This is a genomic window from Prevotella pallens, assembly GCF_900454935.1.
GTDB lineage: Bacteria > Bacteroidota > Bacteroidia > Bacteroidales > Bacteroidaceae > Prevotella > Prevotella pallens.
Genome location: NZ_UGTP01000001.1, coordinates 2,015,149 through 2,031,922 on the forward strand (window position 1 = coordinate 2,015,149; position 16,774 = coordinate 2,031,922).

Here is a 16,774-nt window from a genome sequence, read left to right on the forward strand (position 1 = left end):
TTAGTTAATATTAGCAAATATAGACATGCATGTTTGTATTAAAAACGAATTAATACGTACATTTGCACAGCTAAAAAATGATGCATATAGTGTCAACGACTATTTTGTTAGGTAATTTTTAATTTAATAAATAACTTAATTATTTGATGAAAAGAAAAAACTTTTTCTCCCGGAATGGGCTTAAGTTTCATGCTTTGATTTTATTATTACTATTATGTAATATTGGAATTTCAGCACAAACAGGTAGTAAGGCCGTAAAGGTTACTATTAGCCCACAAACAGGTAACATTATCTCTGTACGTTCTGAGAGTAGTCTAGAGGCAGGATCTCAAAGTGGATATGGCTCTATGTTTATTCACAATCAGGCGCCACTTACCTACACAACAACAGATAATCCAAAATTTTCTGCTGATGGTATGATGCGTAACCACACTGGTAACATTCGTTTCTATGAGAAAGATAATCGAATGGTACACATTACTGGTGTGTACAACTCTTATGCAGCCTTAGCTGTGCCTAAGGGGTTTTGTATCACAAAGTACACCATTAAAATCAAGAACAACCTGCAAGGTAGCTATGGAGGAGCTGATTATGATATTCTTGATGGAGCATTTGATGGACACCTAACATGGGGACGAAACCTCCCTTGGTACTTTGGTGAAATCAAAGAAGATTATATCAAGTCGAATAACAAACCAAATTCCATCAAAACAGATGATAATATTGCTACAAAATGGGTAGGAAGTCCTGTAGAACTAACTCATGATGCAAGTGGACAGGCAAATACATACACGCTCACTCGAGGTGATGGAACAACCAGTCTTGGATCTGTTTTGTATTTTACCTTTATTGGAAACCATAATAATATCAATAAGGGATATAACGTCCTCACTGGTTTTGAATATGAGTCTATCGAAGTAGAATATGCCCCAGACGTAGAGTTCACTGTCTCTATGACTCCTTCTAATGTTTCTGAAACCAATACCAACTTAGTTGAGAATGGTTTTGAAACTCAAAAAATTGATGTCGGAGAAATTAAGAAGGTAACAAAGGCTGGTAAAACTTTCTTAGCTTATGTACCAGAGAACATTAAGCAAATGGAGGCTAAGGTAAAGCTCTTCCATGAGTCTGCTGTTGAAAATGGAACATGGAAGAAGAAAGATGGTACTAATGAGAATATTTCTGTTGTTCAGAACGACGGAAAGGTTTGGAATGCTTTGAAGAGTGGTATTTACTACATCGAAAGTCCTACAAAGGTTGAAAACAACTATAAAGATGGAACTACAAAGGTCGTTCCTATTGGTTATCGTATCACTGGTGCTACCTTTAACTTCTCATTAGGTAAGAATGAGAATTATGGTACAAAAGGATTTAAGATTAAGGGAGATAACAACAAATATCTAACCTTTAGCAGCACACAATATCCTAAATGGAGTACAAGTACACAAGCTACGACATGGGAGCAAGATTCTGAAGGTTATGTCTACACTAAAGATGCGTATGGTAACATCCAGTACCTTGCTATGGGTGGTAGTGTGGCAACTGGTACCTTTTACGCCATAACTACACCATCTAAAGCATGGGCTTACGGAAACTGGTACTTCGACAGTGAAGGAAACCTTTATAACTCAGTTTATAGAACAAGATACTACCTACAAGGTTATGGAAGTAATGCTGTTCTTTCTTACTATGACCGATCAACTTTCTACGGAAAACGTGAGTCTTCCGGTGCAAGCTACACTCCACAGACCTACACTATAAAGGTGTATGACAAGACGGGTAAAACTGTTTATCAGGAAGTGTCAGTTTCTCCATCTGCTTCAAATGGTTCTATTACCATTGATGGTCTTAACAACGATGCTGTTAAGTTTGAGATTGCAAACACAACTGGTACAGCCTTAGTAAATGTAGATGTAAAGATGGAGCCATTGAACCCTTATATCAGTACAGCCGATATCGTCTGCACAGGTGAGCAGGGTGAGGAGATGACTCGTACCTTTACAAATGCTGTCGACTTTAAGATGGGTGGTGACCTCTTTGAATATAAGGTGCCTGCAGGTTTCTCTACACCAGCACAGGGCACATTTACATTCCGTAACTTGAAGTCACTCTTTGCTGACGACACTTATCTAAACTGTGATTCACACGATGGTAAGGCTCGTTATAGCTTCGTAGGTTCTGCTTATACTCCTGTAAACGGCAAAGATTTGTATGCAAGTGATTATGATCCAAATCATAGTTACTTAGATAAGATTGATGTTAAGGTAGCTGGTAATCAAGCATTCATCTTCAACAACTCTGCACAACTTGACCGTAACAGAAACACACAGGCGACATTGTATCTCGAAGAGACACCATTTAGTGGCGCTGCTTATAGTTCACAGGGTGGTAACTTCAACCCACAGAATTCTATCGTGCCAATGGATGCAACGAAGACTCTCTACCTCTTCACAAAGGATGAGACACGTTACAACATTGCACCAACAGTTAAGGAGCAGCACGAGGCTTTCGCTTACTACACAGCAACTATCAAGTTGACTTCAGGTGAGTACACTCCAAATGTTGAGTGGGTTAAGATCTACGACAAAACCAACTACTATAAGGCTGATAATGATCAGGACAACGAGGAGGCTATGTATGGTGCAAAGATTACCACGACTGCTGCTGGCTTCGACACAGAATCGGGTAACAGCTATGGTTATCTGACACTGAGCCAGATTAAAAATGCAATGACTGCTGCACTTGGTGGAACTAATGCACCTACATCACTTGACCAAGTACTCTACGTAGACAACTCTCAGCTGTTCAGCGTTATTGGTAGTACAAACGATGCTTCAACAGGTATCATGAGTATGAATACTTTCCGTGATGCATTGGCAAAGAATGCTATCGTTTACCTCCCTTATCGTTCTGCAACACAGGCAACAGCTAACAATGTTGCTGTTGCGAAGGAAGGAAGCACATCAAACTTTACATCACCAGTAGAGTTTAAGCTCATCGATAAGAATCCATTCTTTGCACCATACGATATCAAGTTGGCTGACAACAAGTTTGCTACCTACGAGCGTAAGATGACTTACAACGGTTATGGTGCAGATACTTATGCTTCTATTGTACTTCCATTCAAGCTCACTGTTGATGCTAATGGTGACCACAAAGATGATAATGGTGGCTTCTTTGAGTTTACAGTTGGTAAGATGAAGGAGAATGGTTTGACCTATACCAGCACTCCGCAGAATCAGGGAACAGACTATCAGGCTACTGCTCAGTTTGAGAAGCTCAATGCTGCAACCGAAGCAAATAAGTCTTACATGGTACGACTCCCACGTGCAAATGCCTCAAACAACATCCTCTTCACTGTACGTGAGAAGGCTGCCCTCATTGAAAAGACAGCATCAAATGACAAATTCATTGAGGACGGAATGATTAACAACATACTTAATGGTGCAACAGCTAACTTCAAGAGCTACCATACCTATTCAGGTTTACGCATGAACAAGGCTGATAAGCCAAGTGTATTCTACTTCTCTTACAATAAGTTCGTTGCACTGCGCAACCTTCGTAAGGAAGTTCTCTACCTCTGGCCATTCCGTGCAGCTTATGAGTTCAGTAGTTCTGCTGGTGCTAAGATGTTCAGCATGTTCAATATAAGTTTCGATGAGAATAACACTGAAACTACTGGTATTACAGACATCGCCAATGAACCAACATTAGCTATCACAACGACCTATAACACCATTATTGCAACAGCTAATAAGGACACTGATCTGAAGATATACAATGCTGCAGGACAGAACATCACAAGAACCGTTGTAAAGTCTGGCGAAACTCGTACATTCTCTGTTCCAACTGGCTTGTATATTATTAATGGAAAGAAGATAACTGTAAAGTAAAAAGAAAAGAAATGAAGAAAACTTATATTCAGCCACTTGCTACAAAGTATCAGTTAGAGATAGACTCTCTATTGCTGGTCGAATCTGATCAGGGCGATCACGCTGAGAGTAAACCACAGATACTCTTCGAGGAAGAGGCTACAGAGGACTATCCTAACTGGGCAGATAATGATTAAGCAATAAAATTTATTCCTTCAAACTAACTCTGGAGGCTGTATCAAGAGTATAATAACTTACGATACAGCCTTTTTTCATGTCCAAAAGTATTTGTTTGAAAAGTCAAAGAAGTAGCTTGTTTTTGGTTCTTCCGAGATATGGAGTGATAAACTAAAAGTCTATATAATAGGCACACGGAGTCACAGAGGGGACGGAGGTTACGCAATATCACGGAGGTGCCGACGGCACAAAGAGCGACGGAGGTGTAGCGTACTGATTCTTGATAACTTTTCGGATAAATGCTTTGGTCATAAAGTTACTAAAAAAGTGGCTTAATGGTCAAATGTTATTTACTCTTTACAGTAAATCTCTTATCTACTACACTAAGTTTGAAAACTATTTGCTGTCATTTTTAACATTTGCGGTATTTGATTGATTTATAAAGTGTTATAAGTCGTAAGTGGGTGACAGGAGTGACAGCAAAATAAAAATAATTCGTGAAAAACTTGACAAGGGGTATCTCTGTTTTGTATCTTTGCAAGCGAAAATAAGGAAGAGCTATGATACGCTTAGTATGATTTCCTACAAACTAACGGCATCTTCCTTTTTGAATTTGTTTTCTTAAATCTTTTATTCATGTGTACAGATTTTTTTAATATGCCCACAAATAGGCTAGTGCGTTTTATGCGCAATTTCATTTTTATATGAGGAATGACAAATGGATTGGGCAGGAAAAGACATAGCAACAGTTTTGCTTATTTCCTTTCTCACAAATAATTTATCTATTCATCAACTTAAAACAATCATTTATGAAAAGTAAGAACCTTAAAAACATTAAAGCTGAAAATCAGCGAAACAGACAGTCGGAAAGACTTAAAAACGACATTACTCGTCGGTTGCTCAACTATCTTGAGCGGAAGTATGAAATGAGATTTAATACCGCCTTAGGGTGTACAGAAGCTCGCAAGGCTGGGAGTAACGAACCTTTTGTGGCTGTAGATGAACGAATGCGCAATACTATTGCTATTAAGGCGCGTCTTGATGGGATTGATGCGTGGGACAAAGATATCCGACGATATATGGAGTCGGATTTTGTTAAGGCTTTTAATCCTGTGGATATTTTCCTCGAAGGATTGCGAGGACGATGGAACGGAAAGAATCATATTGAAATGCTGGCAGACTGTGTACCTAATGACAACGCACGGTGGGCAGAATGGTTTCACACGTGGTTTCTTGCAATGGTGGCACAATGGTTGGGGCTGAATATCTCACATGGTAACAGTGTGGCACCGTTGCTCATTTCACGACAAGGCTATCGGAAGTCTACTTTCTGTAAACGTCTTCTACCAGAGGCGTTGCAATGGGGATATAACGATAATCTTATCATTAGTGAGAAGCAGAATACATTGCGCGCAATGACACAGTCGTTACTGATTAATATTGATGAATTCAATACGCTGTCAGCAAAGACGCAAGACGGATTTTTAAAGAATGTTATGCAGCTTGCAAACATAAAAATCCGTCAGCCTTATTGCCAGCAACAAGTTACATTGCCACGCATTGCCTCTTTCATTGCCACGGCAAACGTTTCAGATGTTTTTAGCGATCCCAGTGGTTGCCGCCGTTTTATTGCAGTTACACTAACAGGTCCTATTCGTTTGCCCGAACACATAGACTATGAACAGCTCTACGCACAGGCTGTTGCCGAACTGGATAACGGTAGGCGATATTGGTTTGATGAGGCTGATACCCAAGATATTATGGAGAATAACGTGCAATATCAACAACGTACCCCTGCCGAAGCTCTCTTTTTAGATAGTTTCTCTATTCCTAAAGACTTAACCAAGGGTGCTTATATGACTGCAGCTTCTATTTTTAGCCTACTTCGTCAGCGGTATGGCAGTCAGCTGAACCTAACAAGTCTTTCCCATTTCGGTCGTGTTCTTGCAAATATCCCGAATCTCCATAGTAAGCATTCTTCGCATGGCACAGAGTATTTGGTTGCAGTACGTAGCAACGTGGTACAGTCTGGTCAGTCCAGCTTGAGTTGTTAGTTGCTATCTGAATGAGTATTCAAAGTTGCTGTCACTACTGTCACTCGCATATACACCATAAGTAGTTTATAATCTGTTTGTTGCGTGAAGTGTTAAAAGTGACAGCAACTTAAAAACAAAACAAAGTTATATATTAATGATATTAATCCCATAAAGTATAATAAAAAAAATCTTGGTTTATATAAAAAAAATTTTTTTATTTATTATTAATATGAGTTTTTTATATTTGCACTTGAAAACCTAAAAATTAAAGAATATGGCAAAAACAAGTTCTAATGTGATGATTTCCGATTTTAAGGAATGGTTAAAAGGAAATGGTAACTTAACACCAAACTCTGCAAATAGTTATATTTCATATCTTGGTGTAAGTTATAATAATGATTTGAGTTTAGTCTCTACAGATAATGTATATAGTCGTTCCTTAAAAACCATATTTCAGCATAAAGTTTGTATTGACAAGCTTTATGCTGATTCTTTTTATAAGGTACAAAAGAACTCTCATAGCTCTTTTGAAGTTATATGCTGCCGCAGCTAATAACACATTGATAGCATCTCCTTTCACTCCTTTATAAAAGTTGCGAGATAATCGGTGGTCTGCTTTAAGATGTCCTATCGTTGGCTCTATACCAGCTCGTTTACAAAATAGTTTGTGTTTCTTTCTCTTTTGGTAGTAGCTGTCTTTAGGAATATAATATCAAGCATATCCATGGCAAACCCTTGCTTCCTCAGACGCAGGGAAAGATAGAACGATATCACAGATCAATGAAAAATGTGATTAAGCTAAATCATTATTTTTGTCCCTCTGAATTGGAAAATGCTATCGATGGGTGGGTGAAATATTATAATGAGAGAAGGTTTCATGAATCGTTAGATAATCTTACACCCAAAGACGTATATTTAGGGCAAGGGGAGAAAATCAAAAAGATAAGAGAAATAATAAAGCAAAATTCAATCAACAAAAGAATTTTTGATAATAAAACAAGGAAATATCAGAGTAAATAACTACATTTGTAGTTGTGCAATTTTGTTTGACAACGTACAACTAACAATATATTAAGTAGAAGAAAAGGTCGTATAGCAAATGAAAAATTATTACGTATTTTTAGATGAATGTGGGGCCTATGGATTTGAATTCTCAAAATCAGGCACCTCAAAGTCATTTATTGTTGCTGCAATTCTTATAGAGGACTCTGATGTGGACATTGTTAATTCAGCTATTGATGCAGTACGAAAAAGATACTTTTGTGGAAGCGAGATTAAGTCAAAGAATGTAGGAGGTAATTATGAGCGCAGGCTAAGAATACTGAATGAAATAAAGGATTTGCCATTTAGTGTTTTCGCTTTAGTTGTTGATAAACAATCCATATTCGCGGATCATGGAATTACAAAAAATAAAAGGACATTCTACAAGTTTATAAATCAGATACTTTATCAAGAACTGAGAACGAATATTACATATTTGAATATAAGAGCAGATGAAGTCGGCTCAAATGAGTTTTGTATCGAATTCGCAAAGTATGTGGAGACCAAAAAATGTACTAGTTCACTTTTTGACCAACAGACTTATAACTTTGTAAATAGCAAAATGGACAATGGGGTACAGCTTGCTGATCTCATTGCCGGGACATTATCATATATTTATGATGAAGATAAAAGTGTAAATGTTCCTAATAAAGGAACGGAACTCTTAAACATCATTCAGACAAAATCGCCTCGTATACTGTTCTTTCCTAAAGAGTATGATGAACATTTGTTTGAACATCTGGAGGGAGATGTAAATTACAATAGATGTATAGCAGAGTTAGCATACCGTAGGGCTCAAGCCTTCGTCGACCAACATAAGACAGACAAAGATGAGAGAATGCAAAAGCAAAGGTTTGTCTTAAATTATCTATTGTTTCGATTCAAATATAATAGATATAGGAAATATATACCTACAAAGGAACTCATAAACGCATTGATTTCTAACGGATATAGTGTTAAATCAGAACAGGTTTTCCGCAATAAAATAATTGGCAATCTAAGAGATCAAGGTGTAATTATTTCAAGTTCTTCAAAGGGGTACAAACTGCCTTCCTCAGAAAGAGAGATCTCTGATTATTACCAACATGTTAATAGTGTTGTTGTTCCTATGATTCAAAGATTAAAAATTTGTAATGACCTCCTAAAATCAAGCTCAGAAGACCACATAGATTATATAGAGAAAACAGAATACAAGGCTTTGAAGTGTTTTTTGGAAGCTTACAGTAAGATAGAAAGAAGATAAAGATGTAACGGATAGTATGCGTAGCATAAATACTTCGCATACTGTCCCTTAATAAATCCCCTCTGTCCATTGTAACACAGTATAACAGCCAAGCCCAACCACAAACCGACTACACCATACTGGTACATGAACAGGGTAGCTAAAAGGCATTTCGTCACCTTGTCCGGCTGAAAGAAGTGGAACGCGCATATCAAGAGGATGCTGGAATATTCATAATCGACATGCAGCCAAGTAGCATTACCACAAATCGAGGCTATGATGACACACCAGAGTAGAGGCTTGTTGTCGATTCGGGTTATCAAGTCTATTGCCACCAGCCCAAACAGCAGGGTAAATAACTACATTTGCAGTTGTGCAATTTTGTTTGACAACGTACAGGCAAGTTAAGATTTATGTTGGTATTATAAAAAATAAAAGCAAATTTCAAATAATATTTATAAGATTACGTTTATCAGGTATGAAACTGTTTGTAATAAGGCTACTATATACTCTATATTGTGCAGAAAGATGGAGTTATCGCATCCCGATGCGAATACTTGAACCTTTTATCAATCGTGTATGCAAATGGCTATATTTTTGGAATCCGTTTGGCTATATTCAGAAAAATAATCCAACGTTAGAGCACTATATAAGAAATGTGTATAAAACGATGGAAGTCGTTTTTTATGATATAAATATAGGAGTAGGTATTGCGCGTGCAGAAGGAACATTAGCTTTTATGTTTGTTCCTTATGAAATGCTTATTCTTTCAGTTTTCAAGAAACTTAAAATACTTCCTATTCAGAATTCCCATTTCCATATATTTCTTATAATCGCTTGTGGTCTCTCCTTATTGTTTACCCACTTCATGGGTCTAAAAGATGATGAGTATATAGGCTATTTTCATAAATTTGAAAGTCATAAGAATAATACAGTTTGGCATGTTATCTCTTCTATATTTTTCATTGGCGCAGTTTGTGCAGGTATAATCTGCATTATGTGGTGGAATGAAAGCTAAAGCAGAATCTGAAAATATGAAAAAATTATGTTTTAGCTCAACAGCGGCTTTTGTTAGGTTCTTCCGTTAAATGCGTGGATGCTTTTCGTATTGCTTTAACGGAAAAACCGAAGTTACTTATTAAACAAAAATATAACTAAGACCATCGACTATCTATTCTTTTATCATCCTCTGACACTGAAAACCTTTTCATTTTAAGACTTCGAAAATCTGTTGACAAGGATTTGAAAAATTATTATATAGTCCTCCCTTAAAAACAATATTTCAGCATAGAGCTTGTATTGACAAGCTCTATACTGATTCTTTTTATAAGGTCCAAAAGAACTCTCATAGCTCTTTTGAAGTTATATGCTGCTGCAGATAATAATACATTGATAGCATCTCCTTTCACACCTTTATAAAAGTTGCGAGATAATCGGTGGTCTGCTTTAAGATGTCCTATTGTTGGTTCTATACCTGCTCGTTTACAAAATAGTTTGTGTTTCTTTCTCTTTTGGTAGTAGCTGTCTTTAGCTTTAGGAACGTCTGGAATGAGTATCTTTGTCTGCCAAATCTGCTTTACACCTCTATACCCTCTATCTCCTGCTAACTTATCAACCTGCTTTCCTGTCATCCTTTGGGTTTGTTCCAACGTCTTTTCGATAGTATGTCCATCATATTCATTCCTAAAAGAACATGCACCAATAATAAGTCCTGACCATGAGCGAAGAATAGATACTTTATTGCCAAACTCATATTGCTTATGTTCCTTACCTTTGCTGACGCAAACTACATCTGGTTCGTGCAGAGAATATACTTTGTTCTTTGACTTTCTATTCTGAGAAAGAACTTTGTAATATAGCTCAAACATATTCTCATACTCTTTCTTTCCCTCAAGATTACGCTCTAGCTCTCTTACCAATCTTCCTGCTATGGTCTTCAGTTGTCTATCTGCCTTAAGAGCTTTCTTACGATTCTTGGGATGATTACGAAAACGTTGGGAACGGTAAATTCCTTTCAGCGTACGCGTATAACTCTGCCGTAGAGGAAGACTCTTGTCATGAACTATCTTCAGAACGTTTTTGATTATCTTTTTATGCAACTTCGCATCTGTAGGATAGGTTATATTCTTCTCCTGAACGGTAGAATCAATGAAAGCCGTATCAAAATGATCTTCGTTATCATGGTCGGTATTAACGCGGATGCTTTCTGCTAATATTAACTCCATACCTTTTTCACCGATACGATTTCTGAAGTGAACTAACTCGGAAGCGTCACAGGGTTGTTTGGGCATAAATTCAAGTCCACCACAGAAATATTGGTAGTAAGCATTCTCGCTCCATTGAAAAACCACCATTTCATCAGACACATTACGCAAATGTTTTAAAATTAAAAGACCACACATCAAGCGAATTGGATGAGCAGGGCGACCGTTAGTGCTGCAATACAAAGGAGAAAAAGCATTTTCAAAACATTCCCAATTAATCTTATTACTAAGTTGGAAAAGGGGATGTTGATGACTAAGCATGTCCTCTAAAGAAGAGAACATAGAGAGCTGTTTGGATGTACGTTTAAGCATAAATATCTGCAAGAATTATAGTGTAAAGGTACAAAAACTTGCAGATATTTGCAAATAATTTATAGCATAATATACTATGAATCAGGAGAATATTAGGTTTATAAGGGAGGACTATTTAATTCTTCCATTCCATATTTTCCTAAGAAATATCTATGCACAGTATAGTAAAAGATGACAATAATATAACGTGAATTCAACGAAATCACGTTATATTATATTTAAACATAATGCTATCCGCCATGATGATTAAGATAATCGGATATAAAAAGCATAATAATGTCTACAATAAAAATACTATAGTTAAATATTTTGGCATTTTTCATCTTTCGTTTCATTGCAGGAGTATCTATTTGTTTCTCATACTCAGTAAAAATTTTAAGGTATCTGTCTTTCCGAAAAAATACAAGATACTCAAATAAAAGAGAAATAATTACATAAAAATACACGAAAGACTTATTGATAATATTTTGAATCTCAAGTAATTTACAAAGGAAGTGTGCAACCCCCAATATTAATCCACTGAAGAAAGTTAAGTTCAAGCAACATGCATAGAGTAAGCAAATGTCCCGGTCTTCAGTACTTCGCTTTCTATAAAACCGATACACTACGTAGTGTATCATAAAATAAAAGTCTATCATTTGTTCCAAAAATCTATATTTAATTCTTCCATTCCATATTTTCCTAAGAAATATCTATGCACAGTATAGTGAAAGGAGGCAATAATATAACGTGAATTCAACGAAATCACGTTATATTATATTTAAACATAATGCTATCCGCCATGATGATTAAGATAATCGCCTATAAAAAGCATAATAATGTCTACTAACCTGAACTCGGGATAAGTTTCTTTTTATTACTCTAATTTATTTATCCTAAAACCCATTTAGCCTCAATCGTCTTAGATTGAGGCTACTCCTTTTTATCAAAAACAAACTGTTTTTTTAGAACAAAGAAAGTTGACCGTTGTGTTGTTCTATGCAGAAATCTAAATTGACTTCAGGTTTCTTTTCAAAGAAGCTATATGCAGCCATTGCTGATAATACATTCATAGCAAAATTAAGTACACTTCTATGTCTAGAGTGGACCAATTGTGCTACATTTTTCAGTTCGTCATTGATAGTTTCAATTACAGATCTTTTTCTTAAAAGCAGTCTATCATATATTGGGATTAACTTGTTTTTCATATTACTTCTTATACCTGTTACCAAGTTAATGCCATCATTGAATAATTTTTCAAATAGTCCCTTAGAGATGTATCCTTTATCGGCAAATAATTTTCCAAAAACATTATCAGTCAGCCTATTAAAGACATTCTCATCTCTATCATCTACATTGGCTTTGGTAAGCATAAAGTTGAGAATTTCCCCTCGTTCATTGCATATAAGGTGCAGTTTAAATCCAAAATACCAACCCATTGTGCTTTTGCCTCTGGTAGCATAATCCTTAAAAACCTTATTGCGGTAAATACGTTTATTATGGCAGACTGGGATACAGGTAGAGTCAATAAAGCTAATACCAGTACATCTGCCAAAACAACATATTTGCAAGAACATCATCATTTCTACCGAAACTCTAGCTTCAAGCTCCAAAAAACGATTATAGGATAACAGATGAGGAAACATATCTGCAAGATGCTCCTTGATAAAGAACATATAATAATGTTGAAAGTTACGATAAGAATTAAAATGAAAACAGATCATTATGGTTATGATTTCTGACTTGCTCATACGCCATTTACGAAGGCGATGCTTACACTTGGTATCATTAGGAAGCCCTATTTTATCAATTTCTGACTCAAATTCTTTGCAAAAGTCATCTGCAATACAAAAGATTTCGGTAATTTTGTCTTTGGTAATCATCGCTATATTAATTGTAAGTTATTGATTTTCAACTATAAAGTTACAAAAATATAACGAGATTACCAACTTTTTTGAGTATTATTCTTATCCCGAGTTCAGGTTACTATGAAAATACTATAGTTAAATATCTTGGCATTTTTCATCTTTCGTTTCATTGCAGGAGTATCTATTTGCTTCTCATACTCGGTAAAGATTTTAAGGTATCTGTCTTTCCGAAAGAATACAAGATACTCAAATATAAGAGAAATAATTGAATAAGACCAAATAAAAGGCTTATTGATAATATTTTGAATCTCAAGTAATTTACAAAGGAAGTGTGCAACCCCCAATATTAATCCAATGAAGAAAGACAAGTTCAAGGAACAGGCATAGAGTAAGCAAATGTCCCGATCTTCAGTACTTCGTTTTCTATAAAACCGATACACTACGTAGTGTATCATAAAATAAAAGTCTATCATTTATTCCAAAAATCCATATCAAATTCTTCAAAGCCATATTTTCCTAAGAAATATCTGTGCACAGTATAGTGAAAGATGGCAATAATATAACGTGAATTCAACGAAATCACGTTATATTATATTTAAACATAATGCTACCCGCCATGATGATTAAGATAATCGGCTATAAAAAGCATAATAATATCTACAATGAAAATACTATAGTTAAATATTTTGGCATTTTTCATCTTTCGTTTCATTGCAGGAGTATCTATTTGCTTCTCATACTCGGTAAAAACTTTAAGGTATCTGTCTTTCCAACAGAATACAAGACTCTCAAATATTAGAGAAATAATTGCATAAAAACACAGGAATGGCTTATTGATTATATTTTGAATTTCAAATAATTTACATAGGAAATGTCCAGCCCCTAACAGTAAAAATCCTGAAAGAAGTATGTGCAAGCTAAAAGCATAAAGTAAGCAAGTGTCTCTATCGTAAGTACTTCGCTTTCTATAAAACCGATACACTACGTAGTGTATCATAAAATAAAAGTCTATCATTTGTTCCAAAAATCTATATTTAATTCTTCCATTCCATATTTTCCTAAGAAATATCTGCATACAGTATAGTGAAAGATGACAATAATATAACGTGAATTCAACGAAATCACGTTATATTATATTTAAACATAATGCTATCCGCCATGATGATTAAGATAATCAACTATAAACAGCAGAATAACGTCTAAAATGAAAATACTATAGTTAAATATTTTGGCATTTTTCATCTTTCGCTTCATAGCAGGAGTATCTATTTGTTTTGCATACTCACCAAAAATTTCAAGGTATCTATTTTTCCAAAAGAATACAAGAAATTCAAATATAGCAAAAATAATTATATAAGACCAAATAAAAGGCTTATTAATAATTGATTGATATCCAAGTAACCTGCATAACAAACCTCCACCCATAATCATTAAAGTTTCGGAAAATATCAGATGCAAACAGCAAGCAGTGATCATAGATGTAAGACTATCTTCATTATGCCGTCTATAATATCGATACATCACGTAGTGTATCATAAAATAAAAGTCTATCATTTGTTCCCAAAATCTATATTTAATTCTTCCAAGCCATATTTTCCTAAGAAATATCTGTGCACAGTATAGTGAAAGATGACAATAATATAACGTGAATTCAACGAAATCACGTTATATTATATTTAAACATAATGCTATCCGCCATGATGATTAAGATAATCAATTATAAACAGCATAATAATGTCTACTATGAAAATACTATAGTTAAATATCTTGGCATTTTTCATCTTTCGTTTCATTGCTGGAGTATCTATTTGCTTCTCATACTCGGTAAAAACTTTAAGGTATCTATCTTTCCAACAGAATACAAGATACTCAAATATAAGAGAAATAATTACATAAGACCAAACAAAAGGCTTTTTTATAATTGATTGGTATCCAAAAAACCTGCTTAATAAACTTTCACACAGCATAATTAATGCTTCAGAAAGCATTATGTGCAAGCTAAAAGCATAAAGTAAGCAAGTGTATCTATCGTAAGTACTTCGCTTTCTATAAAATCGATACACTACGTAGTGTATCATAAAATAAAAGTCTATCATTTGTTCCAAAAATCTATATTTAATTCTTCCATTCCATATTTTCCTAAGAAATATGCACCTGACACAACCCAACCATAAGGAGGAATATAACCAGCACCTGTCATTATTAGGTCTAAACCTCCTTCACCTATAAAATTCTTCTTCTTTTCAATCATTTCATATATAGTCATACCAATAGAAGCCAGTCCAGAAGCTATACCCACTCCCTTTGCAGTTTTTGCAATACGACTAATAACTTTAGGATTAAATTCATAAGAAATATTATTGAACTTTACCGATGGTCTTATAGAACTCAGATATCGTCCTGTTTTATCATAAAAAACATAAGCTGTACTTCTTTTTAATGCTTTTCCAAAATTAAATTCTATCAGTGAAGCACCTGTACCAAGCCCTGAATTAAAATTACCAATAGTGCTCCATTCCTTTGTTTCTACTAATCTTTCTGAAAAACGTCTCTCTAATGTTCCACCTGATTTATATCCTTTACCATCTTCTCCAAACGAAACATACCATTCTTTCCTATCATTTGCATAACGCACATTTCTAAAATCAACATTTTGCGCTTTCGCATAGTCCAATGCAGCATACCTTGTTGGGAACATTCCATAAAAATCTACTCGATTTACAGGATTATTGCCACCATAAGCATAAGGACTAACGCTATAATATTCCTCTGCCAAAGGATCTATTCTATCCCACGAAGGAAGAGCTGGACTATATTGCCGTGCTCCATAATCGTAAGTATTTAAACCATGCATTCTATCAAATTCTTTTCCATTATATTTGTAAGGTTGTAATGTGGCATTCAGACAGCTAAGAGAATCGCAAAAAGAAGAACCAAAGGGATAATAATTAGTAACTTGTATGATACGTCCTAAATTATCAACAACTTCTCTATTATTTCCTAAATGGTCTTGATTGTAAAAATAGGGTTCGAAAGTGCTAATGTTATTTAATGTGCTATGCATGTCATCTTTCATATTCATATTTGTTGTAACATTTCTATCTGCTGTTCCTAATCCTTCCTTTATTCTATGCCCAATATTACCAAAATAGTATGCTTGTGCATAGCCTCCATGAAATAAATATTTGTCAATTCGTCCATTTTTTAAAAGATGAGACGTCATATTTATCAGAATTAGACGTCATTTCCGTCAGATTGAGACGTCATATTTTAGAGTGTATGACATCATATATTGAATCTTAATGCTCATTCTTTAAGAATCAGGTAGTTATTGGGATAACTCCCGATTTGGAGCATTACCTGTGCTGTTCCTTGCCTACTAATTGTAGGTTTATTATCTTTGTATGCTTCATCTGATAATCGTCTAATTAAATAGGCCCAAAGACTTGCATTAATTGGTAAAGGAGATGTAACTGCTGACAATCGGTACTCGCCATATCTTTTACCATCAATATCCTTTAGAACAAAATAAGAATATCTTCCACTCGTATATTTAGTATCAGGCATTTTCGTTATAAAATCCGTGTGGTACTTGCTTAAATCAAATATGGGTTCTGCCTCTGATAGTAACTGCCGGTATTGCTCCTGTTGCTTCCTCTGTTTCCTGGTTTTTGTTTCTGCTTTTACAGGACGCATTTTATCTATTCGACCTAAGCTGTCTAAGGCTACATAATATTCCTGATAACAAGGATTACTTTTAATAATGACATAAAAATATTTATTGTCCAAAGAATATAAAAGCTTGGGAGCTATAACTGTATCAAAATGCTGCAATACTTTATCTGCTTTAGTCCTGCTGACCATTGCCATTGAGTCGGCTATGTTCCCTCTATCTTCCTGTGCTTTACACACAAGCGAAAAACATAGCATTAAAATTATGGAATACGCTGCTTTCATCTTGTAATACTTTATTGGGTACGTGGTAATTTCTGTGGGTCAACAA

At 35.2% G+C, this 16,774-nt stretch carries 13 protein-coding genes and 2 pseudogenes; 7 read left to right on the forward strand and 8 right to left on the reverse strand.

Annotated features, from left to right (window positions below; genetic code table 11):
* The first annotated feature begins 146 nt into the window (after positions 1-146).
* The 4 genes from DX009_RS08420 to DX009_RS13165 all read left to right on the forward strand — a co-directional run bounded on the left by DX009_RS08420 (position 147) and on the right by DX009_RS13165 (position 6,638).
* Positions 147-3,893 carry a T9SS type A sorting domain-containing protein gene (locus DX009_RS08420; RefSeq protein ID WP_115083681.1) on the forward strand — a complete coding sequence of 1,249 codons (3,747 nt, stop codon included), beginning with the start codon at positions 147-149 and terminating at the stop codon, positions 3,891-3,893.
* An 11-nt stretch (positions 3,894-3,904) separates the two neighbouring features.
* Positions 3,905-4,069 (forward strand): hypothetical protein, encoded by a 165-nt coding sequence (locus DX009_RS13315; RefSeq protein WP_181792324.1) that lies wholly within the window; start codon positions 3,905-3,907, stop codon positions 4,067-4,069.
* A 789-nt stretch (positions 4,070-4,858) separates the two neighbouring features.
* Positions 4,859-6,103 (forward strand): VapE domain-containing protein, encoded by a 1,245-nt coding sequence (locus DX009_RS08425; protein WP_115083682.1) that lies wholly within the window; start codon positions 4,859-4,861, stop codon positions 6,101-6,103.
* 256 nt (positions 6,104-6,359) lie between these two features.
* Complete coding sequence (locus tag DX009_RS13165; protein ID WP_147278671.1) at positions 6,360-6,638, forward strand: hypothetical protein; 279 nt, start codon at positions 6,360-6,362, stop codon at positions 6,636-6,638.
* Here DX009_RS13165 and DX009_RS08430 read toward each other — a convergent pair.
* Positions 6,525-6,785: pseudogene (locus DX009_RS08430) on the reverse strand (transposase); the annotation flags it as partial. The gene DX009_RS13165 and the pseudogene DX009_RS08430 sit on opposite strands and share 114 nt — an antisense overlap.
* 20 nt (positions 6,786-6,805) lie before the next feature.
* Between DX009_RS08430 and DX009_RS08435 the strand changes: the two are divergent.
* Positions 6,806-7,105, forward strand: a complete 300-nt coding sequence (locus DX009_RS08435; protein WP_115083683.1) for an integrase core domain-containing protein — start codon at positions 6,806-6,808, stop codon at positions 7,103-7,105.
* A gap of 79 nt (positions 7,106-7,184) precedes the next feature.
* Positions 7,185-8,369 carry a DUF3800 domain-containing protein gene (locus tag DX009_RS08440; RefSeq protein WP_115083684.1) on the forward strand — a complete coding sequence of 395 codons (1,185 nt, stop codon included), beginning with the start codon at positions 7,185-7,187 and terminating at the stop codon, positions 8,367-8,369.
* Here the strand turns inward: DX009_RS08440 and DX009_RS08445 are convergent.
* Positions 8,345-8,704: pseudogene (locus DX009_RS08445) on the reverse strand (TraX family protein); the annotation flags it as partial. The gene DX009_RS08440 and the pseudogene DX009_RS08445 sit on opposite strands and share 25 nt — an antisense overlap.
* A gap of 314 nt (positions 8,705-9,018) precedes the next feature.
* On the opposite strand from DX009_RS08445, the gene DX009_RS13320 reads away from it, so the two are divergent.
* Positions 9,019-9,366 carry a hypothetical protein gene (locus tag DX009_RS13320; protein WP_181792325.1) on the forward strand — a complete coding sequence of 116 codons (348 nt, stop codon included), beginning with the start codon at positions 9,019-9,021 and terminating at the stop codon, positions 9,364-9,366.
* Positions 9,367-9,616: 250 nt separating this feature from the next.
* Here the strand turns inward: DX009_RS13320 and DX009_RS08455 are convergent, their stop codons facing one another.
* From DX009_RS08455 to DX009_RS08495, 6 genes are all read right to left on the reverse strand, one after another.
* Complete coding sequence (locus tag DX009_RS08455; RefSeq protein WP_115083686.1) at positions 9,617-10,924, reverse strand: IS5 family transposase; 1,308 nt, start codon at positions 10,922-10,924, stop codon at positions 9,617-9,619.
* 944 nt (positions 10,925-11,868) lie between these two features.
* Entirely contained in the window at positions 11,869-12,786 is a 918-nt protein-coding gene (locus DX009_RS08465) for an IS982 family transposase (protein WP_115082805.1), read from the reverse strand.
* A 592-nt stretch (positions 12,787-13,378) separates the two neighbouring features.
* Positions 13,379-13,768, reverse strand: a complete 390-nt coding sequence (locus DX009_RS08475; RefSeq protein WP_245944613.1) for a hypothetical protein — start codon at positions 13,766-13,768, stop codon at positions 13,379-13,381.
* 152 nt (positions 13,769-13,920) lie between these two features.
* Positions 13,921-14,196 carry a multidrug transporter MATE gene (locus tag DX009_RS08480; protein ID WP_245944614.1) on the reverse strand — a complete coding sequence of 92 codons (276 nt, stop codon included), beginning with the start codon at positions 14,194-14,196 and terminating at the stop codon, positions 13,921-13,923.
* Between the two features lie 667 nt (positions 14,197-14,863).
* Positions 14,864-15,994 carry an RHS repeat domain-containing protein gene (locus DX009_RS13535; protein ID WP_245944615.1) on the reverse strand — a complete coding sequence of 377 codons (1,131 nt, stop codon included), beginning with the start codon at positions 15,992-15,994 and terminating at the stop codon, positions 14,864-14,866.
* Positions 15,995-16,077: 83 nt separating this feature from the next.
* Positions 16,078-16,728, reverse strand: coding sequence for a hypothetical protein (locus tag DX009_RS08495; RefSeq protein ID WP_004364009.1), 651 nt, complete (start codon positions 16,726-16,728; stop codon positions 16,078-16,080).
* Positions 16,729-16,774: the final 46 nt, after the last annotated feature.

Bases quoted from the DNA above. Each gene is read 5' to 3' on its own strand.
- DX009_RS08420 (WP_115083681.1), top strand. From the start codon at position 147: ATGAAAAGAAAAAACTTTTTCTCCCGGAATGGGCTTAAGTTTCATGCT.
- DX009_RS13315 (WP_181792324.1), top strand. From the start codon at position 3,905: ATGAAGAAAACTTATATTCAGCCACTTGCTACAAAGTATCAGTTAGAG.
- DX009_RS08425 (WP_115083682.1), top strand. From the start codon at position 4,859: ATGAAAAGTAAGAACCTTAAAAACATTAAAGCTGAAAATCAGCGAAAC.
- DX009_RS13165 (WP_147278671.1), top strand. From the start codon at position 6,360: ATGGCAAAAACAAGTTCTAATGTGATGATTTCCGATTTTAAGGAATGG.
- DX009_RS08440 (WP_115083684.1), top strand. From the start codon at position 7,185: ATGAAAAATTATTACGTATTTTTAGATGAATGTGGGGCCTATGGATTT.
- DX009_RS13320 (WP_181792325.1), top strand. From the start codon at position 9,019: ATGGAAGTCGTTTTTTATGATATAAATATAGGAGTAGGTATTGCGCGT.
- DX009_RS08455 (WP_115083686.1), bottom strand. From the start codon at position 10,924: ATGCTTAAACGTACATCCAAACAGCTCTCTATGTTCTCTTCTTTAGAG.
- DX009_RS08465 (WP_115082805.1), bottom strand. From the start codon at position 12,786: ATGATTACCAAAGACAAAATTACCGAAATCTTTTGTATTGCAGATGAC.
- DX009_RS08475 (WP_245944613.1), bottom strand. From the start codon at position 13,768: ATGATACACTACGTAGTGTATCGGTTTTATAGAAAGCGAAGTACTTAC.
- DX009_RS08480 (WP_245944614.1), bottom strand. From the start codon at position 14,196: ATGGGTGGAGGTTTGTTATGCAGGTTACTTGGATATCAATCAATTATT.
- DX009_RS13535 (WP_245944615.1), bottom strand. From the start codon at position 15,994: ATGACGTCTCATCTTTTAAAAAATGGACGAATTGACAAATATTTATTT.
- DX009_RS08495 (WP_004364009.1), bottom strand. From the start codon at position 16,728: ATGAAAGCAGCGTATTCCATAATTTTAATGCTATGTTTTTCGCTTGTG.